This is a genomic window from Mycolicibacterium wolinskyi (assembly GCF_002101965.1).
Classification (GTDB): Bacteria; Actinomycetota; Actinomycetes; order Mycobacteriales; family Mycobacteriaceae; genus Mycobacterium; species Mycobacterium wolinskyi.
Genome location: NZ_LQQA01000017.1, coordinates 1 through 17,161, shown reverse-complemented (window position 1 = coordinate 17,161; position 17,161 = coordinate 1). Strand labels below are relative to the sequence as shown.

General features: G+C 67.8%; 13 protein-coding genes. 12 read left to right on the top strand and 1 reads right to left on the bottom strand.

Annotation, left to right across the window (positions count from 1 at the left end; translation table 11 throughout):
- The first annotated feature begins 52 nt into the window (after positions 1-52).
- The 12 genes from AWC31_RS18545 (at position 53) to AWC31_RS18490 (ending at position 16,636) form a co-directional block, all read left to right on the top strand.
- On the top strand, positions 53-1,594 hold the full coding sequence (locus tag AWC31_RS18545) for an anthranilate synthase component I (protein WP_085145571.1): 1,542 nt from the start codon (positions 53-55) through the stop codon (positions 1,592-1,594).
- Complete coding sequence (locus tag AWC31_RS18540) at positions 1,591-2,196, top strand: TIGR02234 family membrane protein (RefSeq protein WP_085145570.1); 606 nt, start codon at positions 1,591-1,593, stop codon at positions 2,194-2,196. Before AWC31_RS18545 ends, AWC31_RS18540 begins: the two co-directional genes overlap by 4 nt.
- An 83-nt stretch (positions 2,197-2,279) precedes the next feature.
- Positions 2,280-3,098: an indole-3-glycerol phosphate synthase TrpC gene (trpC, locus tag AWC31_RS18535; protein ID WP_067845511.1), complete on the top strand. Its 819-nt coding sequence runs from the start codon at positions 2,280-2,282 to the stop codon at positions 3,096-3,098.
- Between the two features lie 35 nt (positions 3,099-3,133).
- Positions 3,134-4,396 carry a tryptophan synthase subunit beta gene (trpB, locus tag AWC31_RS18530; protein ID WP_085145569.1) on the top strand — a complete coding sequence of 421 codons (1,263 nt, stop codon included), beginning with the start codon at positions 3,134-3,136 and terminating at the stop codon, positions 4,394-4,396.
- Positions 4,396-5,184: a tryptophan synthase subunit alpha gene (trpA, locus tag AWC31_RS18525; RefSeq protein WP_085145568.1), complete on the top strand. Its 789-nt coding sequence runs from the start codon at positions 4,396-4,398 to the stop codon at positions 5,182-5,184. The genes trpB and trpA overlap by 1 nt, the downstream gene beginning before the upstream one ends.
- Positions 5,181-7,307 (top strand): prolipoprotein diacylglyceryl transferase, encoded by a 2,127-nt coding sequence (lgt, locus tag AWC31_RS18520; RefSeq protein ID WP_085145567.1) that lies wholly within the window; start codon positions 5,181-5,183, stop codon positions 7,305-7,307. Before trpA ends, lgt begins: the two co-directional genes overlap by 4 nt.
- A 27-nt stretch (positions 7,308-7,334) precedes the next feature.
- On the top strand, positions 7,335-7,751 hold the full coding sequence (locus AWC31_RS18515) for a TM2 domain-containing protein (RefSeq protein WP_085145566.1): 417 nt from the start codon (positions 7,335-7,337) through the stop codon (positions 7,749-7,751).
- Positions 7,741-8,154 carry a DUF2752 domain-containing protein gene (locus AWC31_RS18510; protein WP_085145565.1) on the top strand — a complete coding sequence of 138 codons (414 nt, stop codon included), beginning with the start codon at positions 7,741-7,743 and terminating at the stop codon, positions 8,152-8,154. Before AWC31_RS18515 ends, AWC31_RS18510 begins: the two co-directional genes overlap by 11 nt.
- A gap of 84 nt (positions 8,155-8,238) precedes the next feature.
- On the top strand, positions 8,239-12,795 hold the full coding sequence (gene gltB / locus AWC31_RS18505; protein WP_085145564.1) for a glutamate synthase large subunit: 4,557 nt from the start codon (positions 8,239-8,241) through the stop codon (positions 12,793-12,795).
- A complete protein-coding gene (locus AWC31_RS18500; protein WP_067845520.1) occupies positions 12,788-14,290 on the top strand; it encodes a glutamate synthase subunit beta in 1,503 nt (500 codons plus the stop codon). The genes gltB and AWC31_RS18500 overlap by 8 nt, the downstream gene beginning before the upstream one ends.
- A gap of 27 nt (positions 14,291-14,317) precedes the next feature.
- Entirely contained in the window at positions 14,318-15,736 is a 1,419-nt protein-coding gene (gene pyk, locus AWC31_RS18495; RefSeq protein WP_085145563.1) for a pyruvate kinase, read from the top strand.
- Between the two features lie 33 nt (positions 15,737-15,769).
- The gene (locus AWC31_RS18490) at positions 15,770-16,636 is read left to right on the top strand and encodes an acyl-CoA thioesterase II (protein WP_085145562.1); all 867 of its coding nucleotides are present in this window, start codon (positions 15,770-15,772) and stop codon (positions 16,634-16,636) included.
- A 6-nt stretch (positions 16,637-16,642) separates the two neighbouring features.
- On the opposite strand, the gene AWC31_RS18485 is transcribed toward AWC31_RS18490, so the two are convergent.
- On the bottom strand, positions 16,643-17,161 hold a 519-nt coding region (locus AWC31_RS18485; RefSeq protein ID WP_110775147.1), incomplete at its 5' end, for a DUF4190 domain-containing protein.

Genomic DNA, 17,161 nt, shown 5'->3' with positions numbered 1-17,161 from the left:
GCTACGCCGTCTGGATGCCAGCACGGTGCCGGCGGTCTGGGAGGATTGAACCGTGCAAATCACCGCCAACGGGGCCGCCGGCTCGCTCGCAGTCACCACGTCCCGCGAGGACTTCCGGGCGCTGGCCGCTGAGCACCGGGTCGTGCCCGTCACCCGCAAGGTGCTCGCCGACAGCGAGACGCCGCTGTCGGCCTACCGCAAGCTTGCCGCCAACCGCCCCGGGACCTTCCTGCTGGAATCCGCGGAGAACGGCCGGTCGTGGTCGCGCTGGTCGTTCATCGGTGCCGGCGCGCCGTCGGCGTTGACCGTGCGCGATGATCAGGCGGTATGGCTGGGAACGGCGCCCCAGGGCGCACCCAGCGGCGGCGATCCGCTGCAGGCCCTCGCCGCGACGCTGGAGTTGTTGAAGACCGAGTCCATGGCGGGGCTGCCGCCGCTGTCGTCGGGACTCGTCGGATTCTTCGCCTACGACATGGTGCGCCGGTTGGAGCGGCTGCCGCAGCTCGCCGTCGACGATCTCGGGCTGCCGGACATGGTGCTGCTCCTCGCCACCGACATCGCCGCCGTCGACCACCACGAGGGCACCATCACCCTGATCGCCAACGCGGTCAACTGGAACGGCACCGACGAACGCGTCGACTGGGCCTACGACGATGCCGTCGCGCGTCTCGATGTGATGACCAAGGCGCTCGGCCAGCCACTGCCGTCGGCCGTCGCGACCTTCAGCCGCCCCGCGCCCGCGCATCGCGCCCAACGCACGGTCGAGGAGTACACCGCGATCGTGGAGAAGCTCGTCGGCGACATCGAGGCCGGGGAAGCGTTCCAGGTGGTGCCCTCGCAGCGGTTCGAGATGGATACCGCCGCCGACCCGCTCGACGTCTACCGGATGCTGCGGGTGAGCAACCCCAGCCCCTACATGTACCTGCTGAACGTGCCCGATGCCGATGGGGGACTGGACTTCTCGATTGTGGGCTCCAGCCCCGAGGCGCTCGTCACGGTCAAGGACGGGCGCGCCAGCACGCATCCGATCGCCGGGACCCGGTGGCGCGGGAGCGACGAGGAAGAAGACGTGCTGCTCGAAAAGGAGCTGCTGGCCGACGAGAAGGAACGCGCCGAGCACCTGATGCTCGTCGACTTGGGCCGCAACGACCTCGGCCGGGTGTGCCGGCCGGGCAGCGTGCGGGTCGAGGACTACAGCCACATCGAGCGCTACAGCCACGTCATGCACCTCGTGTCGACCGTGACCGGCGAGCTTGCCGAGGGCAAGACGGCGCTGGACGCGGTGACGGCGTGCTTCCCGGCCGGAACGCTGTCGGGTGCGCCGAAGGTCCGGGCGATGGAGCTCATCGAAGAGGTCGAGAAGACGCGCCGCGGGCTGTACGGCGGTGTGCTCGGCTACCTCGATTTCGCAGGCAACGCCGATTTCGCGATTGCGATCCGCACGGCGTTGATGCGCAACGGCACCGCCTATGTGCAGGCCGGCGGGGGAGTCGTGGCCGATTCCAACGGGCCGTACGAGTACACCGAGGCGTCCAACAAAGCCAAGGCGGTGCTGAACGCGATCGCCGCCGCCGACACCTTGGCCGAACCATGATGCGGATAGCGCAGGTCTTGCTCGTCGTCGCGGCCCTGGGGCTGTGGGTGGCCTCGCGCATGGATTGGGTGCAGGTGAGCTCGTTCGACGGGCTGGGGCAACCCAAGAGCACCGACCTCAACGGCGCGACCTGGTCGACGGCGTTGATCCCACTGGCCCTGCTGGTGCTGGCGGCCGCGGTCGCGGCACTGGCGGTGCGCGGGTGGGCGCTGCGCCTGCTCGCGGTCCTGGTGGCGGCCGCGAGCGCAGGCATGGGTTACCTCGCGATCAGCCTGTGGGTGATCAAGGACGTCGCGGTGCGCGCCGCTGACCTGGCGTTCGTGCCCGTCGCGCAGCTGACCGGGACACAGCGGTACTACGGCGGCGCGGTCATCACGCTGGTCGCGGCGGTGTGCGCGCTCGCGGGTGCGGTGCTGCTCATGCGGTCGGCGAAGGTCGCGCAGCGCCGGGTGTCGACGCGCTACGCCGCGCCCGCCGCCCGCCGGGCCGCGACCCGGCAGGATTCCGACGAACCGCTGTCGGAGCGAATGATCTGGGATGCACTGGACGAAGGTCGCGATCCGACCGGCGACCAGACCGATACGGACAACAAGGGTCGGTGACAGATGAAGGTGCGGCGGCGGTTACCCTTCGAGGGAGGTCAACCGGGATCGTCCCGGTCACACCGGAAAGGAATCGACGGGCGATGAGTTCGGCCACAGTGCTCGACTCCATCATCGAAGGAGTCCGTGCCGATGTTGCCGCCCGCGAGGCCGTGACAAGCCTTGCCGAGATCAAGGAGCGGGCGAAAGCCGCACCGGCACCGTTGAACGTGATGGCCGCGTTGCGCGAGCCGGGCATCGGTGTCATCGCCGAGGTCAAGCGGGCAAGCCCGTCGCGCGGCGAGCTGGCGAACATCGCCGATCCGGCCGAGCTCGCGCAGGCCTACCAGGACGGTGGCGCACGGGTCATCAGCGTGTTGACCGAACAGCGGCGGTTCAACGGCTCACTCGACGACCTCGACGCCGTACGCGCAGCGGTGTCAATTCCGGTGCTGCGCAAGGACTTCATCGTCAAGCCGTATCAGATTCACGAGGCCCGCGCGCACGGCGCCGACATGCTGTTGCTGATCGTGGCGGCGCTGGACCAGTCGGTGCTCGAATCGCTGCTGGAGCGTACCGAGTCGCTCGGGATGACCGCTCTTGTCGAGGTGCACACCGAAGAGGAGGCGGACCGGGCGTTGCAGGCCGGTGCCACCGTCATCGGGGTCAACGCGCGCGACCTCAAGACGCTCGAGGTCGACCGCGATTGCTTCGCACGCATCGCGCCCGGCCTTCCGAGCAACGTCATCCGAATCGCCGAGTCCGGCGTTCGCGGCACCGCCGACCTGTTGGCCTACGCCGGCGCGGGTGCCGATGCCGTGCTCGTCGGCGAAGGTTTGGTGACCAGCGGGGATCCCCGCAGCGCGGTCGCCGATCTGGTCACCGCCGGCACTCACCCGTCCTGCCCGAAACCGGCTCGCTAATCGGCCATGAGCCGCTTGCACGAAGAGACAAACTGATGGCGGATCTCGCCGGCCCTGAACTTCCGCGCTCGAGCGCTGGGGTGGCCGAACGCACTGTCCACGATCCCGACAACCGCGGGCATTTCGGTTCGTATGGCGGCCGACTCGTTCCCGAGGCGCTGATGGCCGTGATCGAAGAAGTCACCGCGGCCTACGAGAAGGCCCGGGGCGACCAGGCTTTCCTCGATGAGCTCGATCGGCTGCAGCGCCACTACAGCGGCCGCCCGTCGCCGCTGTACGAGGCCACCCGGCTGTCCGAGCACGCCGGCGGTGCACGTCTCTTCCTCAAGCGGGAAGACTTGAACCACACCGGATCTCACAAGATCAACAACGTGCTGGGTCAAGCACTGCTGGCCAAGCAGATGGGCAAGACACGCGTCATCGCCGAGACCGGGGCCGGCCAGCACGGGGTGGCCACCGCGACGGCCTGCGCGCTGCTCGGGCTCGAGTGCGTGATCTACATGGGCGCAGTCGACACCGCGCGCCAGGCGCTCAACGTCGCCAGGATGCGTCTGCTCGGCGCAACCGTGGTCGCGGTGCAGGCCGGGTCGAAGACCCTCAAGGACGCCATCAACGAAGCGTTCCGGGACTGGGTGACCAACGCCGACGAGACCTACTACTGCTTCGGCACCGCGGCCGGGCCGCATCCGTTCCCGCTCATGGTGCGTGACTTCCAGCGGGTCATCGGGCTTGAGGTGCGGGCGCAGATCCAGGAGCAGGCCGGCCGGCTTCCCGATGCCGTCACCGCGTGCGTCGGCGGTGGTTCCAACGCGATCGGTGTGTTCCACGCGTTCATCGACGACCCAGGCGTACGGCTGATCGGCTACGAGGCCGCCGGCGACGGCGTCGAAACCGGCCGCCACGCCGCAACTTTCACCGGTGGGACACCCGGCGCGTTCCAGGGATCGTTCTCCTATCTCCTCCAGGACGAGGACGGCCAGACCATCGAATCGCACTCGATCTCGGCCGGTCTCGACTATCCCGGAGTCGGACCCGAGCACGCCTATCTCAAGGACATCGGACGGGCCGAGTACCGGCCCGTCACCGATTCCGAGGCGATGGACGCCTTCTCGTTGCTGTGCCGGACCGAGGGAATCATCCCGGCCATCGAATCGGCGCACGCGCTGGGCGGCGCTCTCAAGCTGGGGCAGGAACTGGGCTCTGGAGCGGTCATCGTGGTGAACCTGTCCGGGCGCGGGGACAAGGACGTCGAAACGGCGGCCAAGTGGTTCGGCTTGCTCGACGAAGGGGAGTCCTGATGAGCCGGCTGGCCGAACTGTTCGACACCTGCCGCGCGGAGGGCCGCGCCGCCCTGATCGGCTATCTGCCCACCGGGTTCCCCGATGTGCCGACCTCGATCGCGGCGATGACCACGATGGTCGAATCCGGTTGCGACCTGGTCGAAGTCGGCGTGCCCTACTCCGATCCCGGCATGGACGGGCCGACGATCGCCGCAGCCACCGAAGCCGCACTGGCCGGCGGTGTCCGGGTGCGCGACACGCTGGCCGCGGTTGAGGCGATCAGCAACGCCGGCGGTCGCGCGGTCGTGATGACCTACTGGAATCCCGTGCTACGCAAGGGAGTTGACACCTTCGCCCGCGACCTGGCCGCGGCAGGCGGCTACGGGTTGATCACCCCGGACCTCATCCCGGAGGAAGCCGACGAGTGGTTCGCGGCCTCCGAGGCGCACAAACTGGACCGCATCTTCCTGGTTGCGCCGTCCTCGACCCCGGAACGGCTCGCCGCCACGGTGCAGGCGTCCCGCGGATTCGTCTACGCCGCATCGACGATGGGCGTCACCGGTGCGCGTGACGCGGTGTCGTCGGCCGCCCCCGAGCTGGTGCGCCGGGTGCGCGAGGTGTCCGACATCCCGGTCGGCGTCGGGCTCGGGGTGCGCTCCGGTGCGCAGGCCGCCCAGATCGGTTCCTACGCCGACGGCGTGATCGTCGGATCCGCCCTCGTCTCGGCATTACAGAGCGGACTCGATTCCGTCCGCGCACTGACCGAGGAACTGGCCAACGGTGTTCGGCAAAGGATTTCGGCTTGACCACAACCGTGCTCGCATACTTGCCCAGCCCCGCACAGGGTGTGTGGCATCTGGGGCCGGTGCCGATCCGCGCGTACGCGCTCTGCATCATCATCGGCATCGTCGCGGCGTTGATCATCGGCGACCGACGCTGGCAGGCCCGCGGCGGCGAACCAGGCGTCATCTACGACATCGCGTTGTGGGCAGTGCCGTTCGGCTTGATCGGCGGCCGGCTCTATCACGTCCTGACCGACTGGAACACCTATTTCGGCCCCACCGGCAAGGGTCTCGGGGCGGCCTTCCAGGTGTGGGAAGGCGGCCTGGGAATCTGGGGCGCGGTGGCGCTGGGTGCCCTGGGCGCCTGGATCGCCTGCCGTTTGCGCGGAATTCCGTTGCCCGCGTTCGGGGACGCGATCGCGCCCGGCATCATCCTGGCCCAGGCGATCGGCCGGCTCGGCAACTATTTCAACCAAGAATTGTTCGGCCGGCCCACGACATTGCCGTGGGGGCTGGAGATCTACGAACGGCTCAACGCCGCCGGGGTCCGTGATGAGCTCAACGGCGTCTCCACCGGCCAGGTCGTCGCCGTGGTCCACCCCACGTTCCTGTACGAACTCCTGTGGAACGTCCTGATTTTCGCCCTGTTGATCTGGGCGGACCGGAAGTTCAACCTCGGCCACGGCCGGTTGTTCGCGCTCTATGTCGCCGGGTACTGCGTCGGCCGGTTCTGGATCGAGTTGATGCGCAGCGACTTCGCGACCGAATTCGCCGGTATCCGGGTCAACACGTTCACGTCGACGTTCGTGTTCATCGGCGCAGTCGTCTACATCATGCTTGCTCCCAAAGGCCGTGAAGAGCCGGCCACCCTGCGCGGCAAGCGCGCCGAGGCCGAGGAATCACCGGTCGACGAGGTCGGCAAGGAATTCGTCACCGCCGCCGCGACGACCGGTGTGGTGGCAGCGGCAGCCGTCGTCGGGAAGAGTGAGGCCGAGGACGCCGCAGCAGTCGGCGACACCGATGCCGACCATATGCACACGGACGAAGTCGTCACGGACGACAGCGTCGACGCCGCGGCGGCAGTCGAGCTCAAGGCCGTCGCCCCCGAGCCCGACCACGAGGATTCAGTCGAGCAACTCGATGAGGACGAGGTCACTGAAGGTGACGCTCTCGAGTCCGACGCGGCTGAGGCGACCGAACTGGACACCGAAGGTGCCCCCGCCAAACCCGAAGCGGAAGAAGAGGACGAAGGAGAGCCTGACTCCGACGAGACGGACGCGACCGAGCCGCCTTCCGAGGGCGACGAAGAACTCAGCGAGGACGGCGAGCCGGAGGTCGAGGGCGCGCCCATTCCAACCGAAGCAGAAGACGAGTCCGCTGAGATCGCCGAGTCCGACACCGAGGCCGACGAGTCCGCACTCGACACCGAGGGCGCACCCGCCGAGCCCGAGGCGGAGGCCGAGGCCGCCGCGTCGCAGGAGTCCGACGTAGAACCCGACGCCGAGGCGACCGAACTCGATACCGAGGACGCAACCGCCGAGCCCGAGGCGGAGGACGAGGCGCCTGAGGCGGCTGAGGCGGCTGAGGCGGCTGAGTCTGTTGAGCCTGATGGTGAGGCCGAGGTTTCCGACGTCGTCGCGGAGTCGTCCACCGAGACCGAAGACGAAGAGCGGACCGACGAGGACGAGGCTGAGGCTGACACTGAGGCACCTGCCGACGGCGAAGCGGAGGGCGAGGCCGCCGCTGACGAGGCCGGCGAGCCCGCAGACGTCACCGAAACCGTCGACGAGCCCGAGCTGACCGAGCCGGAAGACGAAGAGCGGACCGACGAGGACGAGGCTGAGGCCGACACCGAGACACCTGCCGACGGTGAAGCGGAAGACGAGGTCGCCGCTGACGAGGCCGGCGAGCCCGCAGACGTCACCGAAACCGTCGACGAGCCCGAGCAGACCGAGCCGGAAGACGAAGAGCAGGCCGCCGAGGCCGAGGCTGAGCCCACTGAGCCGGCCGCCGAAGCGGCTACATCAGACGAGGTTGAAGCCGAAACCCCCGTCGCGCAGCCTGCTTCCACCGAGGACGTCGCAGCGCCCGAGCAGGTCCAGCCGGAGGGCGGGCGTTTTCGTCGGTGGTTGCGCCGCAACCGATAACGCCCGACGCTCTGGCATGCTGGCAATATGACCGATCCAACGCAGCCCGGTGGCACCGCTGACGGCGCATCGTCGCCGCCTCCATATCCTCCGCCTGCGGGTTACCCGCCGCCGCCACCTCCGGGGTATCAACCACCTCCGGCCGGCTATGCGCCCGGTTTCGGCGACCCCATCGCCCCGTATGGCCGCCATCCCATCACCGGCGAGCCGTACTCCGACAAGTCGAAAGTCACCGCCGGCGTCCTTCAGTTGATCGGGCTGATCGGGTTCGTCGGCTTCGGCCGGATCTATCTCGGCCAGACCGGGTTGGGTATCGCCCAATTGCTGGTCGGCCTGGTCACCTGCGGGATCGGTGCATTCATCTGGGGCATCGTCGACGCGATCCTCATCCTGACCGACAAGGTCCGCGATCCGCAGGGGCGTCCGCTTCGCGATGGAACCTAGTAGCGCCTTCGGGACGAAGTCCGCGCGCTACGGCGCGCTGGGCGCGGGCGCGGTACTCGTCGGAGGGCTCGCCTATATCGGTCTGGGCGATCCCCATCGTCCGGGTTTTCTCTTTCCGCCGTGCCCGTTCAAGGCGCTCACCGGGTGGGACTGTCCGGCCTGTGGCGGCCTGCGGATGACGCACGACCTGCTGCACGGCGACATCGGCGCGGCAGTGGTCGACAACGTGTTCTTGCTGGTCGGGCTGCCGTTGTTGGCGGTATGGATCGCGGCGCGATGGCGCATGGGCCGCAGGCCGTTCCCCGCTCCGGCTGTGGTGGTTCTGGTGCTCGCGATCGTCGCCTGGACCGTCGTGCGAAACGTTCCGGGGTTCCCGTTGGTGCCGACTGTGATTGCGGAGTAGTCGCCGACCTGCGCTGATACACTAGAAATTCGGGCCGGTGCAGTCCCGGGACCAGGAAGTTCCAGACTGCGGAGGTGCGAGCCAGTGCTCTTCTCGGCATTGCCAGACGCGCAGGGTCTCTACGACCCTCACAACGAAGCCGACTCTTGCGGCGTTGCCATGATCACCGATATTCAAGGCCGCCGCTCCCACGGCATCGTGTCCGACGGGTTGATCGCACTCGAACATCTCGAGCACCGCGGCGCGGCCGGAGCCGAACCGAACAGCGGCGACGGCGCCGGAATTCTCATCCAGTTGCCGGTCGAGTTGCTGCGCGAGACCGTCGATTTCGAGCTGCCGCAACCGGCCGCCGACGGCGACAACACGTTCGCCGCCGGTATCTGTTTTCTGCCGCAGGACCCGGTCGCGCGCAACGTGGCCCGCGATCGGATCGAGGCCATTGCCGCCGAGGAAGGCCTGGAGGTACTGGGCTGGCGGGCACTGCCGGTGGACCCGGACGGTGCCGGCATCGGGACGACGGCGCTCGGCTGTATGCCGTACATGGCGCAGTTGTTCGTCGCCGGCCCCGAGGTCGCGGGCAGCCGGCCGGGTGGCATCGAACTGGACCGCCGCGTCTACCCGTTACGCAAGCGGGCCGAACAGTCCGACGTGTACTTCCCGTCGCTGTCGAGCCGCACCATCGTCTACAAGGGCATGTTGACGACCCTGCAACTGCCCCAATACTTTCCGGATCTTCGTGACGAGCGGTGCCAGAGCGCCATCGCCATCGTCCACAGCCGCTTCTCGACCAACACGTTCCCGTCGTGGCCGCTGGCCCACCCGTTCCGGTTCGTCGCCCACAACGGTGAGATCAACACCGTGCGCGGCAATCGCAACCGCATGCATGCCCGCGAGGCCATGCTGGCAAGCGCGCGGATCCCGGGCGATCTGAGCCGCCTGTCGCCGATTTGCACGCCGGACGCGTCCGATTCGGCGTCCTTCGACGAGGTTCTGGAGCTGCTTCATCTCGGCGGCCGCAGCCTGCCGCACGCGGTGCTCATGATGATCCCCGAAGCGTGGGAGAACAACACCACGATGGATCCGGCCGAGCGCGCGTTCTGGCAGTACCACGCGTCGTTGATGGAACCGTGGGACGGGCCCGCCTGTGTCACGTTCACCGACGGAACCGTCGTCGGAGCGGTGTTGGACCGCAACGGTTTACGGCCCGGACGATGGTGGCGCACGGTCGACGACAAGGTCATCCTCGCCAGCGAGAGTGGTGTGCTCGACGTGCCGTCCGGCGAGATCGTCGCCAAGGGCCGGTTGCAGCCCGGCAAGATGTTCCTGGTCGACACCGCGGAAGGTCGCATCGTCTCCGATGACGAGATCAAAGAGCGGCTGTCGTCGGCCGAACCCTACGGGGAGTGGTTGCACGCCGGGCTGCTGGACCTCAAAACCCTGCCCGACCGGGCCAGGGTCCAGCCCAACCACGAATCCGTCGTGCGACGTCAGATCGCGTTCGGCTATACCGAAGAAGAACTGCGGATACTGCTGACCCCCATGGCCGCATCGGGCGGCGAACCGCTCGGTTCGATGGGCACCGACACGCCGACCGCGGTGTTGTCATCACGGTCGCGGCTGCTCTACGACTACTTCGTCGAACTGTTCGCACAGGTGACCAATCCGCCCCTCGACGCCATTCGCGAAGAGGTCGTCACCTCGATGGCGCGCGTGATGGGGCCCGAGGAGAATCTGCTGGAGCCCACGGCCGCTTCGTGTCGGCAGATCGTGCTGCGGTGGCCGGTGCTCGACAACGACGAACTCGGCAAGATCGTCCACATCAACGATGACGGTGAACACCCCGGCCTGCGGACCACCGTGCTGCGTGCGCTTTACGACGTCGAGCGCGGCGGGGAGGGACTGGCCGAGGCGTTGGAGGACCTGCGACTGCGGGCCTGTGAAGCGATCGCCAAAGGTGCTCGCACACTGGTGATCTCCGACCGGGATTCCGATCACACCCGCGCGCCGATTCCGTCGCTGTTGGCCGTCTCTGCCGTGCATCATCACTTGGTGCGCACCAAGGAACGCACCAAGGTGGCGCTGGTGGTGGAGAGCGGGGACGCCCGCGAGGTGCACCACATCGCGATGCTCATCGGATTCGGTGCGGCCGCGGTCAACCCGTACCTGGCATTCGAGTCGATCGAGGACCTCATCCGTGAGGGCGAGCTCACCGGGATCGAATCGGCCACCGCGGTGCGCAATTACGTCAAGGCGCTCGGCAAGGGCGTGGTCAAGGTAATGAGCAAGATGGGCATCTCCACGGTCGCCTCCTACACCGGCGCCCAGGTGTTCGAGGCGATCGGCCTGGACCGCGAGGTCGTCAGCGAGTACTTCGCGGGCACGACGAGCCAACTCGGCGGTGTCGGGCTGGATGTCCTCGCCGAGGAGGTCAAGCTCCGGCATCGGCGCGCCTACCCGGAGAACCCGACCGAACGCGTGCACCGCAGGCTCGAGGTCGGCGGCGAGTACGCGTTCCGGCGCGAAGGTGAGCTTCATCTGTTCACCCCGGAAGTGGTTTTCCTGCTGCAACATTCGACCCGTACCGGGCGTCACGACGTCTTCGCCCAGTACTCAGAGGAGGTCGATCGGCTGGCTCGCGAGGGCGGGGCGCTGCGCGGCCTGTTCGAATTCAAGAAGGGGCTGCGCCCACCGGTCCCACTCGACGAGGTGGAGCCGGTCGAGTCGATAGTCACGCGGTTCAACACGGGAGCCATGAGCTACGGCTCGATCTCGGCCGAAGCCCACGAGACCATGGCCATCGCCATGAACAATCTCGGCGGGCGGTCCAACAGCGGTGAGGGCGGCGAAGACGTCGACCGGCTCTACGATCCGCGCCGCCGCAGCGCCGTCAAGCAGGTGGCGTCGGGACGTTTCGGCGTCACCAGCGATTACCTCGTCAACGCCACCGACATCCAGATCAAGATGGCCCAGGGCGCCAAGCCCGGCGAAGGCGGCCAGCTTCCCGGCTACAAGGTGTATCCCAACATCGCCAAGACCCGGCATTCGACGCCGGGGGTGGGCCTCATCTCGCCGCCGCCGCATCACGACATCTACTCGATCGAGGATCTGGCCCAGCTGATCCACGATTTGAAGAACGCCAACGCCGACGCGCGCATCCACGTCAAGCTTGTCAGCAGCGTTGGCGTCGGAACGGTGGCGGCGGGGGTCTCCAAGGCGCACGCCGACGTGGTGCTCATCTCCGGGTACGACGGGGGCACCGGTGCGGCGCCGCTGACATCGCTCAAGCACGCCGGAGCGCCGTGGGAGATCGGCCTGGCCGACACCCAGCAGACGTTGGTACTCAACGGTTTACGGGACCGCATCACCGTGCAGTGCGACGGCGGCATGCGGACCGCACGCGACGTGATCGTGGCGACGCTGCTCGGCGCGGAGGAATTCGGCTTCGCCACCGCGCCTCTTGTCGTCTCGGGCTGCATCATGATGCGCGTCTGCCATCTGGATACCTGCCCGGTCGGCGTTGCCACGCAGAATCCCGAACTGCGCGCCCGGTTCAACGGAAAGCCGGAGTTCGTGGAGAACTTCTTCACGTTCATCGCCGAGGACATCCGGCGCTACCTCGCCGAGCTCGGTTTCCGCAGCATCGACGAGGCCGTCGGGCATGCCGAGGTCCTCGATACGGCACCGGGCGTGGCGCATTGGAAGAGCCGCGGGCTCGACCTCAGCCCGATCTTTGCGATGCCCACCGATGCGCACGGCGGCAAGCTCACCCAGCGCCGCCGGCTTCGCGCGCAGGACCACGGTCTCGAGCAGGCGCTGGACCGCACTCTGATCCAGCTCGCCGAAGGTGCCCTCGAGGATGCGCATCCGGTTCGCCTGGAATTGCCGGTCCGCAATGTCAACCGCACGGTCGGCACACTGCTGGGCTCTGAGGTCACGCGCCGCTACGGCGCGGCAGGCTTGCCGGACAACACGATTCACATCACCCTGACCGGATCTGCCGGGCAGTCGATCGGGGCGTTTCTGCCGCCCGGGGTCACCATCGAGCTGATCGGCGACGCCAACGACTATGTCGGCAAGGGGCTTTCCGGTGGGCGCGTGATCGTGCGCCCACCCGACGACGTGCTGTTCTTGCCAGAGGACAACGTCATCGCGGGCAACACCTTGCTCTACGGCGCGACGTCGGGGGAGGTGTTCCTGCGCGGCCGCGTCGGGGAACGGTTCTGCGCGCGGAACTCCGGGGCGCTGGCCGTCGTCGAGGGCGTCGGTGACCACGCGTGTGAGTACATGACCGGCGGTCGCGTCGTCATCCTCGGCAAGACCGGGCGCAACATGGCGGCCGGTATGTCGGGTGGCATCGCCTACGTGCTCGGGCTGGATCCGGCGCGGGTCAACCCCGAAATGGTGCAACTGCAGCGGCTGGAGCCAGAGGACCTGGCCTGGCTGCACGACGTCGTCGCCAGACACGCTCAGCACACGGGCAGCACCCTGGCCACCTCGATCCTGTCCGACTGGCCAAGGCGCAGTGCCCAATTCACGAAAGTCATGCCCACCGACTACCAGCGCGTGCTTCAGGCCACCCGGATGGCCAAGGCTGAGGGACGCGACGTAGACAGCGCGATCATGGAGGCCAGCCGTGGCTGATCCGACCGGATTCCTGCGAGTACCCAAGATCGAGGCCGCCAAGCGTCCGGTCGACGAACGCGTCGGCGACTGGCGCGAGGTGTACGAGCGCCAGGACCCACACGAACGTGCCGGGGAGGTGTCGCAGCAGGCGCGCCGATGCATGGACTGCGGAATCCCGTTCTGTCACTCGGGGAGTGCGGGCTGTCCGCTGGGCAACCTGATTCCGGAGTGGAACGACCTGGTGCGCCGGGGACGGTGGGACGCGGCCAGCGATCGCCTGCACGCCACCAACAACTTCCCGGAGTTCACCGGACGGCTGTGTCCGGCGCCGTGTGAGGCGGCCTGTGTGCTGTCGATCGCTGAGGAACAGACCGGCGGCAGCGTGACGATCAAACGCATCGAACAGACCATCGCCGACCAAGCCTGGATGGACGGCACCGTGGAACCGCAACCCGCCGCGATCTCGACGGGGAAGAGCGTCGCGGTGGTGGGATCGGGCCCCGCGGGTCTGGCTGCGGCCCAGCAACTTACGCGTGCGGGTCATGACGTCACGGTCTATGAGCGCGATGACCGGCTCGGCGGCCTGCTGCGCTACGGCATCCCGGAGTACAAACTCGAGAAGTCGGTCCTCAACCAGCGGTTGGCTCAGATGAGGGCGGAGGGCACCCGGTTCGTCACCGAGTGCGAGGTCGGCGTCGACGTGACCGTCGAACAGTTGCGAAACCGCCACCAGGCGGTCGTGCTCGCCGTCGGTGCGTTGCGGGGCCGCGACAACGACGTGCCCGGACGCGAACTCGACGGGGTGCACCTGGCCATGGAGCACCTCGTGCCTGCCAACCGGGAGTGCGAAGGCGATGGCGCCTCACCCATTTCCGCTGCGGGCAAGCATGTGGTGATCATCGGCGGCGGCGACACCGGCGCCGACTGCCTCGGAACCGCCCACCGTCAGGGTGCGGCCTCGGTCACACAGTTGGACTACAACCCCGAACCGCCAGAGGCCCGTGACGAGACACTCAGCCCATGGCCGACCTGGCCGCTGGTGCTCCGGACATCCCCGGCTCACGCGGAGGGCGGCGCGCGGCATTTCGAGGTCGCCGTGCAACGGTTCCTCGGCGACGAGAAGGGCCACGTGCGGGCCGTTGAGATCGCCGAGGTGCGGGTCACGCGCGACGCCGACGGCCGCAGGCAGATCACGCCCGTGGGGGATTCACTGCAGATACCGTGCGATCTCGCGCTGCTCGCGATCGGTTTCGAAGGTGTCGAACACATGGCGCTGATCGATGACCTGGGACTCACGCTCAACCGGCGGGGGGCGTTGAGCTGCGGGTCGGACTGGCAGACCGACGCGCCGGGGGTGTTCGTCTGCGGGGACGCGCACCGCGGAGCGTCACTGGTGGTGTGGGCGATCGCCGAAGGGCGCAGCGCGGCGCACGCGGTCGACGCCTACCTCATGGGCGAGTCCGACCTGCCGTCACCCGTGCGTCCCGGAGCCCTCCCGCTGTCCGTCGTCTGAATCGATCAACGACTATGCTCAGGAGACGTGAGCAGACGCGGAAAGATCGTTTGTACGCTTGGCCCGGCCACCGGCACTGACGAGACCGTCAGTGCCCTGGTCGAAGCCGGGATGGACGTCGCACGGCTGAACTTCAGCCACGGCGACTACACCGACCACGAGGCCGCCTACAAGCGGGTTCGGGCGGCCTCGGACGCCACCGGTCATGCGGTGGGCATCCTGGCCGACCTGCAGGGACCGAAGATCCGGCTGGGCCGATTCAAGGACGGCCCGACGTACTGGGCGACCGGTGAGACCGTGCGCATCACCGTCGACGACTGTGAGGGAACGCACGACCGGGTGTCGACGACCTACAAGCACCTCGCGGCCGACGCCGCGAAGGGTGACCGGCTGCTCGTCGACGACGGCAAGGTCGGCCTCGTCGTCGACCAGATCGACGGCAACGACGTGGTCTGCACCGTCACCGAGGGCGGTCCGGTCAGCAACAACAAGGGGTTGTCGCTGCCGGGCATGAACGTCTCGGTCCCCGCGCTGTCCGAGAAGGACATCGACGACCTCGAGTTCGCGCTGCGGCTGGGCGTCGACCTGATCGCGTTGTCGTTCGTGCGTTCGCCCGCCGACATCGAGCTCGTCCACGAGGTGATGGACCGCGTCGGCCGGCGCGTACCGGTGATCGCGAAGCTCGAGAAACCCGAGGCCGTCGAGAACCTCGAGGCGATCGTGCTGGCCTTCGACGCCGTCATGGTCGCCCGCGGTGACCTGGGCGTCGAGCTGCCGCTGGAGGAGGTGCCGCTCGTGCAGAAGCGGGCCATCCAGATGGCGAGGGAGAACGCCAAGCCGGTCATCGTCGCGACGCAGATGCTGGAGTCGATGCTGGAGAACTCCCGGCCGACCCGCGCGGAGGCCTCCGACGTCGCCAACGCCGTGCTCGACGGCGCCGACGCCGTGATGCTGTCCGGCGAGACCTCGGTGGGCAAGTACCCGCTGGAGGCCGTCAGGACGATGGCCCGCATCATCAAAGCGGTCGAAGCTAACTCCGTGGTGGTGCCGCCGCTGACCCACGTCCCGCGCACCAAGCGCGGCGTGATCTCCTATGCGGCCCGCGACATCGGCGAACGGCTCGACGCCAAGGCGCTCGTCGCGTTCACCCAGTCCGGCGACACCGTGCGCCGGCTCGCGCGCCTGCACACCCCGCTGCCGGTGCTGGCGTTCACCGCACTGCCGGAGGTTCGCAGCCAGCTCGCGCTGACGTGGGGCACTGAGACGTTCATCGTGCCGCAGATGAAAAGCACCGACGACATGATCCGGCAGGTCGACAAGTCGCTTCTGGACCTCGGTCGGTACAAGCGCGGTGAGCTGGTGGTCATCGTCGCGGGTGCGCCTCCTGGCACAGTAGGCTCCACGAATCTGATCCATGTGCACCGCATCGGGGAGGACGACGTCTAGCGCTGCGGCAAGGGGCGCACGAAAAGGAGCTCAGTGTCACACTCGGATTTCGCGGAGCTGCTGGCGGTTCTCGATCTCAATCGCATCGACGACAACCTGTTCATCGGCTCGCATCCGAGTAAGAACCCGGTGCGCACCTTCGGCGGCCAGATGACGGCGCAGGCGTATGTCGCGGGCAGCCGGTCGCTTGACCACAAGCTGGCCCCGAGCGCGTTGTCCGCGCATTTCATCGCAGGGGGCGACCCCGAGAAGGATCTGGAGTTCCACGTCGTCCGGTTGCGAGACGAACGTCGTTTCGCCAACCGGCGCGTGGACGTCATGCAGGACGGACAGCTGCTGACCACCGTGATGTTGTCGTACATGAACGGTGGCCGCGGGCTGGAGCACAGCGTCCCCGCGCCGGACGTGCCGCATCCGGACACCCTGCCCAAGATCGACGAACTGCTGCGCGGCTATGAGAAGACCGTGCCGTTGTTCGTCGAGGCGCTGCGTCCGATCGAATGGCGCTACACCAACGATCCGGCGTGGGTGATGCGCGACAAGGGCGGCAAGCTCGACCACAACCGCGTGTGGCTCAAGACCGAGGGCTCCATGCCCGACGACCCCGTGCTGCACGCGGCCGCGCTGGTGTACTCGTCGGACACCACCGTGCTCGATTCCATCATCACCACCCACGGCCTGTCGTGGGGTTTCGACCGGATCTTCGCGGTGACGATGAACCACTCGGTGTGGTTTCACCGCCCGATCCGATTCGACGAGTGGGTGCTGTACTCGACCGCGTCGCCGGTCGCCGCCGAATCCCGCGGGCTCGGTACGGGGCACTTCTTCGACATATCGGGCGCGCTGTTGGCGACCGTCGTCCAGGAAGGCATCGTCAAGTACTTCCCGGGCGCGAAGTAGCGGCGCTCAGCGCGTAGGCGTCGGGGTGACGCCGAACTCGTCCTCGAGACGATCCTGGAAGGTCTCTTCGCAGCGCTGCTGGGCGGCCTGGTCGTTACCGGCTTCCTGCATGCAGCTGAGGTAGTCCCGGCCGCCGATGTCTTCGAACCAGCGCCCGCCGAGACTCGCCCAGATTCCGATGAACACGAGTGACAGCACGACGGCGATGGCGCCCAGCACGATTCCGGTGATCGCCACGCCACCGTTGGTGGCCTCGCCGCGCTTGGCGCGGCCATGCCCGATGAATCCGAGCACCACCGCGATCGCACCGAGCACCACTCCGCCGACCACCGACCACACGAGGACCAGCCCGATGATCGCGGTGACCAATGCCGCGATGCCCAACCCGTTGCTGGGCCCCGTCGAGGGCCGGTACGGCTGCTGCGGCGGATACGCACCGTACGGCGGTGCAGGCGGATAGCCACCGGGATAGGCGCCGTAGGGGTACTGCGGAGACGGCGGCGGAGGTGGCGGGGGTGGCGTGGG